The sequence below is a fragment of the Shimia abyssi genome, assembly GCF_003014475.1.
Classification (GTDB): domain Bacteria; phylum Pseudomonadota; class Alphaproteobacteria; order Rhodobacterales; family Rhodobacteraceae; genus Shimia; species Shimia abyssi.
The window spans coordinates 49670-64731 of sequence record NZ_PYGJ01000008.1 but is presented as its reverse complement, the minus strand read 5'-3'; the positions used below and the strand labels follow the sequence as shown (position 1 = coordinate 64731).

Genomic DNA, 15062 nt, shown 5'->3' with positions numbered 1-15062 from the left:
AAATGATTCATCAAACTGTAATCGAAGCTCACAACGCGAAGCACGCCAAGGACCTGGAAACCGACTTTGCTTGCCTTGCAGAGAAACTCGACCGACGGGGTGTCGATATCAATGAGCTCGTGAATCGTGCGCAAGGTTTCGGCGTCGCGATACCTTCATGGGGAACTGGCACGGGCGGCACACGTTTTGCACGGTTTCCCGGAGATGGCGAACCCGCCACGATCTTGGATAAGCTCGATGACTGTGGAGTCATCCACAAGCTGACACGGTCTGCTCCTTCCGTCTCTCTACACATTCCCTGGGACAAGGCCGACCCAACCGATTTGCTGGCCAAGGCAGAGCAGCACGAATTGTCCTTCGACGCGATGAACTCGAACACATTCCAAGATCAACCGGATCAGGCCTTCTCTTACAAGTTCGGCTCGCTTTCCCACACCGATGCCGCGACACGCGCACAGGCGGTGGAACACAATCTGGAGTGCATCGAGATCGGTCAGAAAATCGGCTCCAAGGCGCTGACGGTCTGGGTTGGGGATGGCGCCAACTTTCCCGGGCAGACCCACATGGGGCGACAATTCGAACGCTATCTTTCGTCGATGAAATCCATTTACGCGGGGCTCCCAGAGGACTGGCGGTTATTCTCGGAACACAAGATCTACGAACCAGCATTCTACTCGACAGTTGTTCAGGATTGGGGCACTTCGCTATTGACCGCGCAAGAACTCGGCGAAAAAGCCATGTGTCTGGTCGATCTCGGACACCATGCACCGAATGTGAATATCGAAATGATCGTGTCACGCCTTGTTCGCGCGAACAAGCTCGGTGGTTTCCACTTCAACGATAGCAAATATGGCGACGATGACCTCGACAGCGGCACCATTGACCCCTACCGCTTGTTCCTTGTCTGGAACGAGCTAGTCGACGCCGAAGACACGCCTGGGTTAGATTTGGCGCATATGATCGACCAGTCACACAACGTCACGGACCCGATCGAAAGCCTGATGGTGTCGGCTATCGAAATTCAACGCGCCTACATTCAGGCCAGCCTGGTCGATCGTATTGCATTGGCTGGATACCAAGATGAAAATGATGCGCTTATGGCATCGGCAACACTAAGGCATGCATTCCGAACAGACGTGGACCCGATCCTGGCCAAGGCACGTCAACGTTCAGGCGGGGCGATCTCTCCAATCGCCGCCTACCGCGCCTCGGGCTACCGGGCACAAATTGCCGCAAGCCGCCCCAAGTCAAGCGGCTCCGGCGGAGGAATAATCTAGGGGCGGAACACTTCCGTGCCTACAAAGCTATGCACTTCACAGTTCATCAACAGGATTGGTGACGTGTACGCTTTAGACTGGCTAAGAAGCGCGCAGATTACCAACTCTGGAACGCTCCTTTCCAAACGTTCCACCGCGCAACAGGTCTCTAGAACCTCCAACCTTACGGGCATTTGCATTAGCTACCGTCGGCATAGTCTGATTATGGAACCCGACGCAAAAACGCCTAATGAGTAGGAAACGGCCCCAGTTGTACCAACCGTTCGCTCTCACGCTCGCGTCCACAATGGCGAAAAATCGCAAGAATAGGGCTGGCCCGAGCTCGCCCAAGCGAACGAACCTAAGCACACGCTTAGCTTTGCGTAGTTTTCCCCACCGGAGGCTTTTTTGCCGCACCTCCGATCAGACTCGTGACCACACTGATTTTTCAACGCCGCAAAGTCGTCCCACTCGAAGGCGCATGGGTTGCAGCAACGTCAACATAAGTGTTTGCCGCGTGAGTTTCGGCAACGGATGCTCCGGTTGCAGTCCATTAAACAGCCATTGATGTACGAAACGTTTGAATGAATTTGTCCGCGAACCGCTCCGACGACCGGATGAACAGGCAGCGATGTGGTGTTATCTCAAAGGCTCTCGGCAGCCTTTCGTTGCCAACTGATCACCAACTCAGTGCACCGATATACGCAGCCACAAAATCAGCATAAGCTTGCACACAGAATAGCGATTGCGCCCGCCCCAATCGCCGGGTTTGCAGCTTTCGACTGCCTATACCTCGATTGCGAAACAAATACACGATACCACTGGCACCCTAATAACGGGTCACCAACAGGTTGCCTACCTACCACTCATCAAGCTCGGGCCAGTCGCGCTCAGCGTGACAAAGCCCGCACCTGCGCAAAGGACAAAAGCTTACGACTCTTCTCGTCCCACACATGCAACTTGGCATAGGCCAGGCTCTCGCGGATGGTCATGCGGTTGCTGTCTTCCAGCTCCACATGATCCTTCAACACCTCTGGCAGGCGGTAAAACGGGATACGGCTATACAGATGGTGCACGTGGTGAATGCCGATATTGGCGCTAAACCACTGCAACACCGACGGCATCACGTAATGTGAGCTGCCATGCAGCGCTGCGTCATGCACCTGCCAGTTTTCATCCTGATCCCACTGGGTATTCTCAAACTGATGCTGCACGTAAAACAACCACATCCCCAACGTCGCCGCGATCAACGTGCTGGGCACAAAGATCAGCAACAATGGCATCAATCCACCAAAGTACCAAACGGTGCCCAAAATCACGACCAGTGCGAGGTTGGTGCTCATCGCGCTCACCCAATAGCGTCGCTGCGACGTGAGCCCCAGCGGCAGGCGATTTTGAAGAAAGAACAGATATCCCGGCGCAAAACCAAATAGCATCAACGGGTGACGGTAAATGCGATATTGCAACCGCCCCATCGGTGTCAAAGCTTCATACTCCGCCACGGTTAGCGTCATAATATCGCCCATGCCCCGCCGGCTCAGATTACCCGCGCCGCTGTGATGCTCCGAATGAGTGCGGCGCCAGACATCATACGGCGTCAACGTCACCACACCCAGTACACGACCAACCCAGTCGCTGACCTTGCGGTTACTGAAAAACGATCCATGGCCGCAATCGTGCTGGATCGTGAACAAGCGAAGCAAAAATGCCGCGTTCAGGATCGACAGCCCCAGCGCCACCCAAGGGCTTAGCGACAATGACCACCACGCCAGCGCCCAAATTGCCAGAAACGGCCCCGCCGTAATCGCCAGCTCAAACACACTGCGCCAGATATCCGGCTCGCGGTACTTGGCCAAGACCACCACCCAATCCTTAGGCGCCATCGCGCGGGTCGCGTTCGGGATCGGGTCAATTTTAGGGATCATGCTCTGGCGCTCATTTTAGGGGTTGGCAATCCGGTTAAACGACCCCACCAGTTAAGCAAGCGAAATATTGAAATCGGGTGAAAACATTCGCGTGTGAACCCATTTTCGCACCCTATCGTGGCGTCACTTGGTCGTTCAGCGCGCGCAATCTCCATCCGGCCACCGCCAAACCCCGGCACTGATGGAATACCGACGTCATACCGGCGCGTTGCCGACATGCCGATTCCATCCAAAAATCAGCATTAAACTCATGCCCAAACCACCCCTACCAGCGGGTCAGCGCGTCTTCATCTTCGTCCTTGGCTGCAACCCAATCCGCGCCATCGCGACTGATTTCTTTCTTCCAGAAAGGCGCGCGCGATTTCAGATAGTCCATCAGATATTCGGCTGCTTCAAATGCATCTTTGCGATGCGGTGCGGCCGTGGCAACCATCATAATCATGTCTCCCGGCGCCAGCGGCCCGTGCCTGTGGATGACGAGAACATCACCCAGACTCCAACGTGCCAGCGCCTCGCGCGCGATCTTTTCCAGCGCCCGTTCGGTCATGCCCGGATAGTGCTCGATCTCCATACAATCGAGATCGCCTCGCGCCAGATCCCGCACTACTCCTGTAAAAGTAACAATCGCGCCCATGTTATTGTGGCCGCTTGCAAATTTCTTTGCCTCATCACCCAGATCAAACGGTTCGGACTGTACCAGAATGCGCATTCTACCCTCCGGTCATGGGCGGGAAAAAGGCCACTTCACGCGCGCCCCTGATCGACGCGTCAAAGTCGGTCAACTCCTGATCGACAGCCACCCGCAGTGCACTCAGATCGCCAAAAGCCACCGCATATCGCTCTTCGCGCGCCTTCAACTCTTCCACCAGCTCTGACACGGTTGCCGCCTCTGTCTCCACCGCTTCTTTAGGCAGTCCAATGCGTTCGCGCACCCAGGCAAAATACAGCACATCCATCGCCATCAATCCTTCAAATGCGGGCGGGCCTTAAGCAGATAGTCCACCCCTGTCACCGCCGTCAGCAGCGCCGCAACCCATAACAGCACTATCCCGACCCACCCGGTCCAGACCATGCCGGCGTGTTTCCAGATAAGCCCTTGGAAATCCTCAATTTCTCCCAACATCACTTGATCGACCATCGCCTGATCCATGCCCCATGCGGACATGCCCAGATAGTGTTCGAATACCCCTTGGGCGAACAAAAACGCGATCGCCACCATCTGTGTCGCGGTCTTCCATTTGGCGAGTTTTGTAACCTTCAGTGTGCCCGCTACGTCACCCAGAAACTCGCGCAATCCGGATACAAACACTTCGCGAAACAGGATCACCGTCGCCGGGAGCACCAACCAAGGCGACATCGACGAATAGCCCACGATCACCATCAGCGCGACCACAACCATGGCCTTATCCGCAATCGGATCGATCATGGCTCCCATGCGCGTCTCCTGTCCCCAGGCGCGCGCCAGATAGCCGTCAAACCAATCGGTCACAGCCGCCAACAGGAACAGACACAAAGCGAACCAATCCGCATAAGGCCTTGTGAAATAAAGAAACATCACGGCCACCATTGGTGCCGCAACCAACCGCAAAACAGAGAGTATATTGGGAATATTCCAGGTCATACCGCCTTCCTATCCGAACCCACCCGGCGAGGAAAGCCCGCAAGGGCTTGAGGAGCGCGCTTACTTACCCTCATGGAAATAATCATAAATCGTCTCGGCCAACGCACCTGATATTCCGTCCACCGCTTTGAGATCGGCAAGGTTGGCCCGCGATACCGCTTTGGCCGATCCAAAATGCGCCAACAGCGCCCGTTTTCGCGTTGCGCCCACGCCCGGCACATCATCAAGCGGCGTCGCGCCAATCGCTTTGGCCCGCTTGGCCCGGTGTGTACCAATCGCAAACCGGTGCGCCTCATCCCGCATCCGTTGCACAAAATACAGCACCGGATCATTGCGCCGCAGCGCCATAACCCGCTGCCCGACCCTGTGAAATTCTTCTTTACCGTGGTCCCGATCCACGCCCTTGGCCACGCCCACCATCGGGATATCCTCGACACCCCATTCACGCATAATCTCGGCCACCGCAGAAACCTGTCCGGCACCGCCGTCAATCAGCAACAGATCAGGCCACATACCCTGCTCGCGATCCGGATCTTCCTTCAACAGCCGCTTGAACCTTCTCGCAAGCACCTCCTTCATCATACCAAAGTCATCCCCCGGCGTCAGGTCATCCCCCTTGATGTTGAACTTGCGATAACTGTTTTTCATGAACCCCTCTGGCCCCGCAACAATCATCCCGCCAACAGCATTCGTTCCCTGAATGTGGCTGTTATCGTAGACCTCGATCCGCTTCGGTGGCGCGTCCAGATCAAACGCTTCTGCCAACCCTTTCAACAGCTTGGCCTGCGTCGCCGTCTCACTCATCTTTCGCGCTAGGCTTTCTCGCGCATTGCGCGCCGCCCCCGCCATCAACTCGGCCTTTTCGCCCCGCTGCGGCACCAGAATCTCCACCTTGCGCCCCAGCTTACCGCCCAACGCTTCGGCCATCAGATCGGCATTCTCGATTGGATGGCTCAAGATCAGCTGTCGCGCCGGGTCTTTGGTGTCGTAAAACTGCCCGATAAACGCCTCCAGCACCTCTGCTTCGTCAATCTCCGCCCCAACCCGTGGATAAAAATCGCGGTTGCCCCAGTTCTGGTGCGCCCGAATAAAAAACACCTGCACACAGGCTTGCCCCTTATCCATATGCAGCGCGATCACATCCGCCTCGGCCACCCCACGCGGGTTGATGCCCTGAGCCGTCTGCACACTGGTCAACGCCTTGATACGGTCCCGCAACGATGCCGCCTGCTCAAACTCCATCGCATCCGAAGCGGCTTGCATCTGTTTGGCCAACGTTTCCTGGATCTGGGTCGAACGCCCTGACAGGAACCTCTCAGCATCGCCCACACTCTCGGCATAGGCGTCTTCGGAAATCTTACCCACACAAGGCCCGGAACACCGCTTGATCTGATAAAGCAGGCACGGGCGCGACCGGCTCTCGAACATCGAATCCGAACAATTGCGCAGCAGGAAAACCTTCTGCAACTGGCTTAATGTCCGGTTCACCGCCCCCGCACTTGCAAACGGACCGTAATAGTGTCCCTTCTCCTTTTTCGCACCACGGTGTTTTTTGATTTGCGGAAATCCGTGGGTCCGGCTGACCAGAATATTGGGAAAGCTTTTGTCGTCCCGCAGAAGCACGTTGTATTTCGGCTTAAGCTGCTTGATTAGATTCTGCTCCAGCAACAGCGCTTCGGTTTCGGTCTTTGTCGTCAAAAACATCATCGAAGCGGTTTCCGAGATCATCCGTTCGATCCGCCCCGAATGCCCCCCCGGACGGGCATAGTTTGACACCCGTGCCCGCAGATTGCGTGCCTTACCGACGTACAAGACACGCGCCTGTTCATCCAGCATTCTGTAGACGCCGGGCGATCCGTCCAACGTCTTAAGATAGCTTTGAATACATGCGTAACCGGTTACGGTTTTGATGGCGTCTGGTTCATCTGCTGTCATGGTTATCCGAGATATGATTCTTTTGGCTTCGCTGCAATCTCCCGACAAAATTCGCAAGACAAAACAAATCCACGGAACATGTGGATAAGTCGGTAGATATCTTTGAGAGAACAGCGTTTTTCCGTTATTTTTGACCCACTTCGTTAATATGCCTAAATTTTAGGCGTAAATGTAATTCCTTGATTCTAAACTATATTTTATTATCTCGTCGACAAAGCGTTGAAAACATTAACAAAAACGCAACAGTTTGGTAACGGATTTGTTAAAGGTGCAAAACTTGCACGACATAGGTTGGTTTTGATTGGTTTTCTTTCCGTGACGGTAACCATGCATACCACCGCATGCCGGGAATTTGACCGTCACTCCACACCCTGAATATCTGGGGTTCTCCATCCCAAGTGTTGCCCGCCGTCGACACAAATCAACTGCCCTGTTACGGCCTTGGCATCCAACAAATACCCCAGCGCCGCAACAATATCGTCCGGGTCAGATCCGCGCCCCAGCACCGTATTGGTGCGCTGTCCGGCAAAATGCGCCGCGCTCTGGCGCGCGCCTATCAATGTTGGCCCCGGGCCAATCGCATTGACCCTGATATGTGGCGCCAATCCTTGCGCCGCGGTCTGGGTCAACGCCCACAGGCCCATTTTGGCAATCGTGTATGTCGAAAACTCTGGCGTCAGCTTGCGCACACGCTGATCCAGCATGTTCACGACCAATCCCACTGCCACCGGCTCGCCATTGGCATCAACCTCGGCCGTCAATCCCTGCTGCGCCATCGCCTGTGTCAGCACATATGGTGCGCGCAGGTTGCTGCCGATATGACGGTCCCAGCTTTCACGCGTTGCCGTCTCGATCCGGTCATACTCAAACACAGAGGCATTGTTTACCAGACAGGTAATTGGCCCGCCCAGCCCATCAACCGCCGCTCCAAACAACTCCTGACTGTCCGCTTCCTGCACCAGATCCGCTTGCACCGTAATTGCCTTACGCCCCAGCGCACGAATATCCTCGGCAGTTTGTTCGGCCTCGTCCTGTGATCCGGCATAATGCACCGCAACATCATGGCCACGCTCCGCGAGGTACAACGCCATCGCGCGCCCCAGCCGCTTGCTCGCTCCGGTCACCAGTGCACGCCGCATCAGCCGCCTCCTATGTCAGAACCACCAGAATATAGGTCAGGTACATCACTGTCAGTGCAATACCCCAACGCCGGGTAATATCCTGTTTCAGGAACACAAACGGCACGATCAGAATGGACGCGCCCAACATCACCCACAGATCAAATTCAAGAAACTCTGGATCAACCGGGATTGGATGCACCAACGACGTAATGCCGATAATGGCCAGCAGGTTGAACATGTTCGACCCGATCACATTGCCCAGTGCTACATCGGCCTGCCTGCGCAACGCCGCCATCACCGTCGTGGCCAGCTCTGGCAGCGACGTGCCCAGCGCAATCAGCGTCAGCCCGATCACCGTGTCTGACACGCCATACCTGCGCGCGATCACCTCGGCATTGTCGACCATCAGGTCCGCGCCCAATGGCAACCCGATCAACCCCAGCACCATGAACAACCCGATCCGCCACCACGGCATATCCGGGTCCGCGCCCTCGACTTCTTCTTCTTCCGCTGCCAATGCCTTGGCATCGCGCCGATGGCATCGCGCCTGATAGAACGCGTCTCCCAATACAATCGACAAGGCCGCCAACAGGATCACGCCCGACCAGAACGTAAACACCCCCTGAAACGCCAGCGCGATAAACAATAACGACGCGGCAATCATAAACAAATAAGTACGGCGCGAATTGCAATGGCTCGTGTGCAGCGTCGCCAGTATCGCCGGCACACCCAGCACCAGCAGAATATTGGCCGTGTTAGATCCAACGACATTGCCCATCGCAATGCCCGGCGCATCTTTCATCGCTGCTTGCAGAGAGATTAAAAGCTCAGGTGCAGACGTACCAAAGGCAACAATCGTCAGCGACACAATCAGTGCCGGAATACCAACGCGCAGCGACAGGTTTACCGCGCCGCGCACCAGCGCATCCCCTGCCAAAAGCAGAATGATCAGCCCCAAAGATACCAGAAGCCATTCCATGGCTACCCCTTGCCTTTCTGACAGGGACAAGGCCCTTTGCCGATCCGATACCGCCCGCAAGAGGGGCATTTCGCCGATTGCAACCGTTTCTGCCCCGGATAGCGCAGCTTGCCGAACATCGCCAGCACGGCCATACCGATCAGGAAAAAGGAGACAATCTTTACAATCACGTCAGAGGCCAAAACGCGCGTATTCCGCCCGTTCCTCAATTCCGGCAATTGCATCCTGCGCCAGCGTTGCACCAAATCGCTGCCAGACCGGGCGCTTCAAACCATAACGACGCAGCTTGACGTCCTTGCCGAACTTCTCTTTCAGCACAGGCGTTATATGGCCCAGCCCGTCAATCAGGCCCAGCTTTTCAGCTTCGCGCCCCACCCAGACTTCACCAGTAAAAAGCTCTGGCACCGTGTCCAGCTTGTCCCCGCGCCGCGCCTTCACATGCCGGATAAAACTTGCGTGGATCTGCTCCAGTAAAGCGGTCAATCGTTTCACATCTTCAGGCTTTTCAGGCTTGAACGGGTCCATCATCGACTTCGACTTGCCTGCGGTGTGAACACGGCGTTCCAGCCCCTGACGAGACAGGAAAACATGCGCGCCAAACCCGGCGGAAATCACGCCAATCGAGCCGACAATCGAACTGTCATCGGCGTAGATCTCATCCGCCGCCGCCGCCAGCCAATAGCCACCAGATGCCGCCACGTCTTCAACAAAGGCAAATACCGGCACATCGTTTTCCGCGGCCAGCCGTCTGATCCGTGCCCCAATCAGCGAGGATTGAACGGGGCTACCCCCCGGTGAATTGATCTCCAGCGCCACCGCCAAGGGTTTTCCCTTGCGAAAGGCGCGCTCCAGAACAGGGCCCAAGGCCTGATCACTCAACTGTCCGCGCGCTCCAGCACCGATCACGCCAGACAGGCGTACCACGGCCACCGTAGGCGGCGTTTTCATAAACGGGATCCATCGCTTCATGTTGACGCATGTAGAATGCCTGCCCCCCTTTAACAAGGCAGGCCCCTTAGGAAAGACATCAACTGTCAACAAAAACCCACAGGCGAGGACGCCCGCACGGGCGGAGGAGCCCGTCCGGCCAAGATCCTGTCCCTAGCCGCGAATGCGCCAACCGGTCCGGAAAATCCACCACACGGCCGCCAAACACAGCGCCGTGAAGCCCGCAATCGCCAACAGGCTCAGCGCAATTGGCACATCCGCCACCCCAAAAAACGACCACCGGAACCCCGAAATCAGATAGACCACTGGATTAAACAGCGTGATGCTCTGCCATATCGGTGGTAGCATCGAAATCGAATAGAACGACCCGCCCAAAAACACCAATGGCGTGACCACCAACAGCGGGATCAGCTGCAACTGCTCAAAGCTTTGTGCCCAGATGCCAATAATGAACCCGAACAACGAAAAGCTCAGACAAGTCAGCACCAGAAAAGAGATCATCGCCACAGGGTGCAAAATCTGAACGTCAACGAACAATGCCGCTGTGCCCAGAATGACCAATCCAATGAACAATGCTTTGGTGGCCGCCGCACCGACAAACCCCAGCACGATTTCCAGAAAGTTCACTGGCGCAGACAACAATTCATAGATCGTGCCGATAAACTTCGGAAAATATATCCCGAACGAGGCATTGGTTATCGCCTGCGTCATCACCGACAACATAATCAACCCCGGCACGATAAAAGCGCCATAGCTTACGCCTTCCACTTCGTTAATCCGGCTGCCAATCGCTGCGCCAAAAACCACAAAATAGAGCGACGTGGAAATCACCGGCGAAATGAAGCTTTGCGCGATGGTACGAAAGAAACGCGCCATTTCCGTAACATAGATTACCCGGATAGCAGCCCAATTCATGCCGCGCCCTCCTTGACCAGGCCGACGAAGATTTCTTCAAGGCTCGATTGTTCGGTTTGAATATCAGTCAATGTGATCCCTGCGGACGCCAAATCACCCAGTAACCGTGTGATCCCAGTGCGTTCGCCGCGCGTGTCATAGGTATATCTCAGAGCCTGCCCATCCTCGACAAGTTCCAAATTGTATTCCACCAATACATCAGGAACGGCAGACAGCTTGTCTTGCAGATCAATCTGCAAACGTTTCTGCCCCAGCCGCGCCATCAGCTCGGCTTTTTCTTCTACCAGCAACAGTTGCCCGCTGCTGATCACGCCAATCCGGTCGGCAATCGCCTCGGCCTCTTCGATATAGTGCGTGGTCAGAATAATCGTCGTGCCCAGCTCTTTCAGTTCGGCGACAATGTCCCACATGTCTTTGCGAAGTTCGACATCCACACCCGCCGTCGGCTCGTCCAGAAACAACACCTCTGGTTCATGGCTCAGCGCCTTGGCGATCAGAACCCTGCGTTTCATGCCGCCGGACAACTCAACGACCCGCGCATCCCGTTTTTCCCACAGCGACAGTTGGCGCAGAATGCGCTCAATCAGCGCAGGATTGCGCGGCTTTCCAAACAATCCGCGCGAAAAAGCAACCGTGTCTTTAACCTTGCTGAAGGGCTCCAGATTAATCTCTTGAGGCACCAATCCAATCAAACGGCGGGCATCCCGATATTGGGTAACAACATCATGACCGCCCACCAACACAGATCCCGAGCCGGGATTGGTAATGCCACAGATCGTTGAAATCAGCGTGGTCTTTCCTGCGCCATTGGGCCCCAAGAGAGCAAGAATCTCACCCTTTTTGATCGAAAGGTTCACGCCTTTCAGCGCTTCGAACCCGCCAGCATAGGTTTTCCGCAAATCGCGAATCTCGACAATGTTGTCCATAAGCGCCTCGTCTATTCGGAGGCCGCGAACCTAACAGCCTCGCTTGCAATGCCAAGGACATTTTCGAGAGTGTGCGCTGTGCATCTATGCACCGCGCCAGATCACCCCCCGGTCAGTCGCTTAAACAGCCCTTTCTTTTCGCCTTCCCTGGCGTTTTCGTCGGCAGCATCTGTCTCCGCTGGCCCCTCCAGCGTTTCTTGCAGATTTGCAAAAAACTGATCCGCCATTTTTTTGGAAAACCCATCAATCAACCGCGAACCCAACTGCGCAAGCTTACCGCCCACCTTGGCGTCCACTTCGTAACTCAATAGCGTACCCACTTCGCTTGGCGTCAGTGTCACGTCTGCGCCGCCCTTGGCAAAACCGGCAGCGCCGCCCTTACCTTCACCGCTCAGCGTCAGGCTCTCGCCCTCCACGATATTAGACAATGTCACCTGGCCTTTGAATGTGGCCTTTACCGGCCCGACCTTCTGGGTCACGGTGGCTTCGAACCCATCTTCTGCGTTACCGGTGACTGACTGCGCGCCGGGCACACAAGCCTTCAGGACATCCGCACTCAACAGCGCGGCCCACACCTCAGCGACGGGGGCCGCAATATCTTTCTGATCACTCATCTGCATCGCCGGGAACTCCTCTGACCTGAACTCGCGACACCTTAGTTTCACAGGTGTCTCAAAACAACCAGACCAATGTCGGACTGCCACCTTGACCTCGCCGCGCTCGCGGTTTCAATTCGTGCCACACTACTTCAGGAGTCGCCCCCATGTCCCTTATCACCCAATCTGACATCGACACGTTTCAGACCGACGGGGTCGTTCTGATCAAAGGCTTGTTCGCGGATCATGTGGACACCCTACGCGCCGGGATCGACCGGAACATGGCATCACCCGGCCCCTATGCCTCCAACAACGACAAAGCGGGCGAAACCGGACGTTTCTTTGACGATTATTGCAACTGGCAGGCCATCCCGGAATTCAAGGACGTCATCACCAATTCCCCCGCTGCCAAAGTCGCCGCCCAACTGATGCAATCGAAAACAGTCCAGCTTTTTCATGACCACGTTCTTGTAAAAGAGCCCGGCACCTCAATGGCCACGCCGTGGCACACGGATGGCCCCTATTACTTTGTCGAGGGCACCCAGACGGTCAGTTTCTGGTCCCCGCTTGATCCGGTCACAGACGCGGCCCTGCGTTGTGTCGCCGGGTCGCACCGCTGGGAAAAACCCGTCTTGCCCACACGCTGGGTCAGCGAAGAAAGCTTCTTTCCGAACGAAGACGAGTACATGCCTATCCCCGATCCCGACGCCGAAGGCATGCGTGTTGTTGAATGGGCGATGGAACCGGGCGATGCCGTTGCCTTCAATTACAACATCCTGCACGGCGCACGTGGCAACACGTCAACCACCCGGCGACGCGCCTTCTCGTTGCGCCTTTTGGGCGACGACGCGCGTTATGTCGAACGTCCGGGCCCGACATCTCCGCCTTTTCCGGGTCACGACATGACACCCGGACAAAGACTGCGCGAAGACTGGTTCCCTATGCTGTGACGCGATCGCGTCCGCGCATAAAAAAGCGCGCTTCACCAGAAGCGCGCTCAAATTCTTGCATCAAATCCAGTTCAGCCTTTGTTCAACTGGTCCTTGACCAGCGGGCCGACCTTGCCAAAATCCATCTGACCGGTGAATTTTGACTTCAGCGCACCCATCACCTTCCCCATATCACGGATCGAACTTGCGCCAACCTCGGCAATCGCATCTGCCACGGCCTTAACAACCTCGTCTTCAGACAACTGCTTGGGCAGGAATTCTTCGATCACGCCAATCTCTGAAATCTCGCGCTCAGCCAGGTCCAACCGCCCGCCTTCTTCATAGGTCCGCGCGCTTTCCTGTCGTTGCTTGACCATCTTTGCCAAGATACTCAGGATTTCCGCGTCATCCACTCCGGTGCGGTCCTCGCCATGCGAACGCGCCGCGATATCGCGGTCTTTGATTGCCGCCATAATCAGCCGCAACGTCGACAACCGATTAGCCGCCCTGTCGCGCATTGCCTGTTTCAACGCTGTATTGATTTCGTCTCGCAGTGTCATTTGCTCCACCATCCGCTGTGGCAATTATTGTCGAACACAAGGAACGGACCATAGTCTTACCTGCCCCCGTGCGCAACCGTTACCGTTACCATCAGTGAACCGACGAAACGACGTTCAAGCCGCGCAGCATGGCTTGACGCTGATCGCGGCTCGACATAGGTACCTTGCAATTTGTCAGCCGGAGAGTCGCCCCATGGCCCAAGAGCCCCAATCCCACCCAACAGCTTGTCTCGCCCTAGCCGATGGAACGCTGTTTTACGGCCGCGGATTTGGCGCAACCGGCGACACCGTCGCAGAGCTGTGTTTCAATACGGCCATGACCGGGTATCAGGAAATCATGACCGATCCGTCTTACGCCGGACAGGTTGTCACCTTCACCTTCCCCCATATCGGCAACACAGGCGTCACGCCCGAAGATGACGAAACGGGCGATCCCGTTGCCGAGGGCATGGTGGTCAAATGGGACCCGACCGAGCCCAGCAACTGGCGCTCGGTGGACACGCTCTCAAACTGGCTGGCCGCACGTGGTCGCATCGCGATCGGTGGCGTTGACACCCGCCGCCTGACCCGCGCAATCCGTCAACAGGGTGCCCCCCACGTAGCCCTTGCCCATGATCCTGACGGAAAATTTGATACCGAAGCCCTCGTGGCCAAGGCACGCGCCTTTTCCGGCCTCGAAGGTCTCGATCTGGCCAAGGACGTAACCTGTGCGCAGTCCTATCGCTGGGATGAAATGCGTTGGGCTTGGCCAGATGGCTACGCGCGTCAGGAAAACCCCAAACACAAGGTGGTCGCCGTCGATTTCGGTGCCAAGCGCAACATCCTGCGCTGCCTTGCGTCGGCAGGCTGTGACGTCACCGTGCTACCCGCCACGGCAACGGCCCAAGAGGTGCTGGCCCATAATCCCGACGGTGTGTTCCTCTCCAACGGTCCCGGTGATCCGGCGGCAACGGGCGAATACGCCGTTCCAATGATCAAAGATGTGCTCAAGGCTGATCTGCCCGTCTTTGGTATCTGCCTCGGACATCAGATGCTGGCCCTCGCTCTGGGCGGCAAGACTGTCAAAATGAACCACGGCCACCACGGGGCCAATCACCCTGTCAAAGATAACGAAACCGGCAAGGTTGAGATCACATCGATGAACCACGGGTTTGCCGTCGACAGCCAAACCCTGCCCGACGGCGTTCAGGAAACCCACGTTTCGCTGTTTGATGGGTCCAACTGTGGTATCCGCATTGCCGACAAACCGGTCTTTTCGGTACAACACCACCCCGAGGCAAGCCCCGGCCCGCAGGACAGCTTCTACCTGTTTGAAAAATTTGCGCGCTATATGGATGAACGCGCCGGATAA

At 56.2% G+C, this 15062-nt stretch carries 16 protein-coding genes; 3 read left to right on the top strand and 13 right to left on the bottom strand.

Annotated features, from left to right (window positions below):
• Nucleotides 1–2 precede the first annotated feature (2 nt).
• Nucleotides 3–1277, top strand: a complete 1275-nt coding sequence (gene rhaI, locus CLV88_RS13195) for an L-rhamnose catabolism isomerase (protein WP_106608878.1) — start codon at nucleotides 3–5, stop codon at nucleotides 1275–1277.
• Nucleotides 1278–2146: 869 nt separating this feature from the next.
• Here the strand turns inward: rhaI and CLV88_RS13190 are convergent.
• The 12 genes from CLV88_RS13190 to CLV88_RS13135 all read right to left on the bottom strand — a co-directional run bounded on the left by CLV88_RS13190 (nucleotide 2147) and on the right by CLV88_RS13135 (nucleotide 12246).
• Entirely contained in the window at nucleotides 2147–3181 is a 1035-nt protein-coding gene (locus tag CLV88_RS13190; RefSeq protein ID WP_207797062.1) for a fatty acid desaturase, read from the bottom strand.
• Between the two features lie 265 nt (nucleotides 3182–3446).
• Entirely contained in the window at nucleotides 3447–3890 is a 444-nt protein-coding gene (locus tag CLV88_RS13185) for a molybdenum cofactor biosynthesis protein MoaE (RefSeq protein WP_106608877.1), read from the bottom strand.
• Nucleotide 3891: 1 nt separating this feature from the next.
• Complete coding sequence (moaD, locus tag CLV88_RS13180; RefSeq protein ID WP_106608987.1) at nucleotides 3892–4137, bottom strand: molybdopterin converting factor subunit 1; 246 nt, start codon at nucleotides 4135–4137, stop codon at nucleotides 3892–3894.
• Nucleotides 4138–4142: 5 nt separating this feature from the next.
• A complete protein-coding gene (gene pgsA / locus CLV88_RS13175) occupies nucleotides 4143–4802 on the bottom strand; it encodes a CDP-diacylglycerol--glycerol-3-phosphate 3-phosphatidyltransferase (protein WP_106608876.1) in 660 nt (219 codons plus the stop codon).
• Between the two features lie 60 nt (nucleotides 4803–4862).
• The gene (gene uvrC, locus CLV88_RS13170; RefSeq protein ID WP_106608875.1) at nucleotides 4863–6737 is read right to left on the bottom strand and encodes an excinuclease ABC subunit UvrC; all 1875 of its coding nucleotides are present in this window, start codon (nucleotides 6735–6737) and stop codon (nucleotides 4863–4865) included.
• Between the two features lie 359 nt (nucleotides 6738–7096).
• Entirely contained in the window at nucleotides 7097–7876 is a 780-nt protein-coding gene (locus CLV88_RS13165; protein WP_106608874.1) for an SDR family oxidoreductase, read from the bottom strand.
• A 10-nt stretch (nucleotides 7877–7886) separates the two neighbouring features.
• Nucleotides 7887–8837, bottom strand: a complete 951-nt coding sequence (locus CLV88_RS13160; RefSeq protein ID WP_106608873.1) for a calcium/sodium antiporter — start codon at nucleotides 8835–8837, stop codon at nucleotides 7887–7889.
• 2 nt (nucleotides 8838–8839) lie between these two features.
• The gene (locus CLV88_RS13155) at nucleotides 8840–9007 is read right to left on the bottom strand and encodes a hypothetical protein (RefSeq protein ID WP_207797061.1); all 168 of its coding nucleotides are present in this window, start codon (nucleotides 9005–9007) and stop codon (nucleotides 8840–8842) included.
• A gap of 1 nt (nucleotide 9008) precedes the next feature.
• On the bottom strand, nucleotides 9009–9806 hold the full coding sequence (locus CLV88_RS13150; RefSeq protein ID WP_106608871.1) for a S49 family peptidase: 798 nt from the start codon (nucleotides 9804–9806) through the stop codon (nucleotides 9009–9011).
• A 132-nt stretch (nucleotides 9807–9938) separates the two neighbouring features.
• On the bottom strand, nucleotides 9939–10700 hold the full coding sequence (locus CLV88_RS13145) for an ABC transporter permease (protein ID WP_106608870.1): 762 nt from the start codon (nucleotides 10698–10700) through the stop codon (nucleotides 9939–9941).
• Complete coding sequence (locus tag CLV88_RS13140) at nucleotides 10697–11626, bottom strand: ABC transporter ATP-binding protein (RefSeq protein ID WP_106608869.1); 930 nt, start codon at nucleotides 11624–11626, stop codon at nucleotides 10697–10699. Before CLV88_RS13140 ends, CLV88_RS13145 begins: the two co-directional genes overlap by 4 nt.
• Before the next feature lie 101 nt (nucleotides 11627–11727).
• On the bottom strand, nucleotides 11728–12246 hold the full coding sequence (locus tag CLV88_RS13135) for an SRPBCC family protein (RefSeq protein WP_106608868.1): 519 nt from the start codon (nucleotides 12244–12246) through the stop codon (nucleotides 11728–11730).
• Nucleotides 12247–12389: 143 nt separating this feature from the next.
• On the opposite strand from CLV88_RS13135, the gene CLV88_RS13130 reads away from it, so the two are divergent.
• The gene (locus CLV88_RS13130; RefSeq protein ID WP_106608867.1) at nucleotides 12390–13172 is read left to right on the top strand and encodes a phytanoyl-CoA dioxygenase family protein; all 783 of its coding nucleotides are present in this window, start codon (nucleotides 12390–12392) and stop codon (nucleotides 13170–13172) included.
• A 71-nt stretch (nucleotides 13173–13243) separates the two neighbouring features.
• Here CLV88_RS13130 and CLV88_RS13125 read toward each other — a convergent pair whose 3' ends face one another.
• Nucleotides 13244–13711, bottom strand: coding sequence for a GatB/YqeY domain-containing protein (locus CLV88_RS13125; RefSeq protein ID WP_106608986.1), 468 nt, complete (start codon nucleotides 13709–13711; stop codon nucleotides 13244–13246).
• 193 nt (nucleotides 13712–13904) lie between these two features.
• Between CLV88_RS13125 and carA the strand changes: the two genes are divergently transcribed.
• Nucleotides 13905–15062, top strand: a complete 1158-nt coding sequence (gene carA / locus CLV88_RS13120) for a glutamine-hydrolyzing carbamoyl-phosphate synthase small subunit (protein ID WP_106608866.1) — start codon at nucleotides 13905–13907, stop codon at nucleotides 15060–15062.

What these genes read in the sequence shown, in the direction of transcription:
- CLV88_RS13190 (WP_207797062.1), bottom strand. Translation starts at nt 3,181, where the DNA reads ATGATCCCTAAAATTGACCCGATCCCGAACGCGACCCGCGCGATGGCG.
- CLV88_RS13125 (WP_106608986.1), bottom strand. Translation starts at nt 13,711, where the DNA reads ATGACACTGCGAGACGAAATCAATACAGCGTTGAAACAGGCAATGCGC.
- CLV88_RS13140 (WP_106608869.1), bottom strand. Translation starts at nt 11,626, where the DNA reads ATGGACAACATTGTCGAGATTCGCGATTTGCGGAAAACCTATGCTGGC.
- CLV88_RS13165 (WP_106608874.1), bottom strand. Translation starts at nt 7,876, where the DNA reads ATGCGGCGTGCACTGGTGACCGGAGCGAGCAAGCGGCTGGGGCGCGCG.
- moaD (WP_106608987.1), bottom strand. Translation starts at nt 4,137, where the DNA reads ATGGATGTGCTGTATTTTGCCTGGGTGCGCGAACGCATTGGACTGCCT.
- CLV88_RS13130 (WP_106608867.1), top strand. Translation starts at nt 12,390, where the DNA reads ATGTCCCTTATCACCCAATCTGACATCGACACGTTTCAGACCGACGGG.
- carA (WP_106608866.1), top strand. Translation starts at nt 13,905, where the DNA reads ATGGCCCAAGAGCCCCAATCCCACCCAACAGCTTGTCTCGCCCTAGCC.
- CLV88_RS13150 (WP_106608871.1), bottom strand. Translation starts at nt 9,806, where the DNA reads ATGAAGCGATGGATCCCGTTTATGAAAACGCCGCCTACGGTGGCCGTG.
- CLV88_RS13185 (WP_106608877.1), bottom strand. Translation starts at nt 3,890, where the DNA reads ATGCGCATTCTGGTACAGTCCGAACCGTTTGATCTGGGTGATGAGGCA.
- CLV88_RS13135 (WP_106608868.1), bottom strand. Translation starts at nt 12,246, where the DNA reads ATGCAGATGAGTGATCAGAAAGATATTGCGGCCCCCGTCGCTGAGGTG.
- pgsA (WP_106608876.1), bottom strand. Translation starts at nt 4,802, where the DNA reads ATGACCTGGAATATTCCCAATATACTCTCTGTTTTGCGGTTGGTTGCG.
- CLV88_RS13160 (WP_106608873.1), bottom strand. Translation starts at nt 8,837, where the DNA reads ATGGAATGGCTTCTGGTATCTTTGGGGCTGATCATTCTGCTTTTGGCA.
- CLV88_RS13145 (WP_106608870.1), bottom strand. Translation starts at nt 10,700, where the DNA reads ATGAATTGGGCTGCTATCCGGGTAATCTATGTTACGGAAATGGCGCGT.
- uvrC (WP_106608875.1), bottom strand. Translation starts at nt 6,737, where the DNA reads ATGACAGCAGATGAACCAGACGCCATCAAAACCGTAACCGGTTACGCA.
- rhaI (WP_106608878.1), top strand. Translation starts at nt 3, where the DNA reads ATGATTCATCAAACTGTAATCGAAGCTCACAACGCGAAGCACGCCAAG.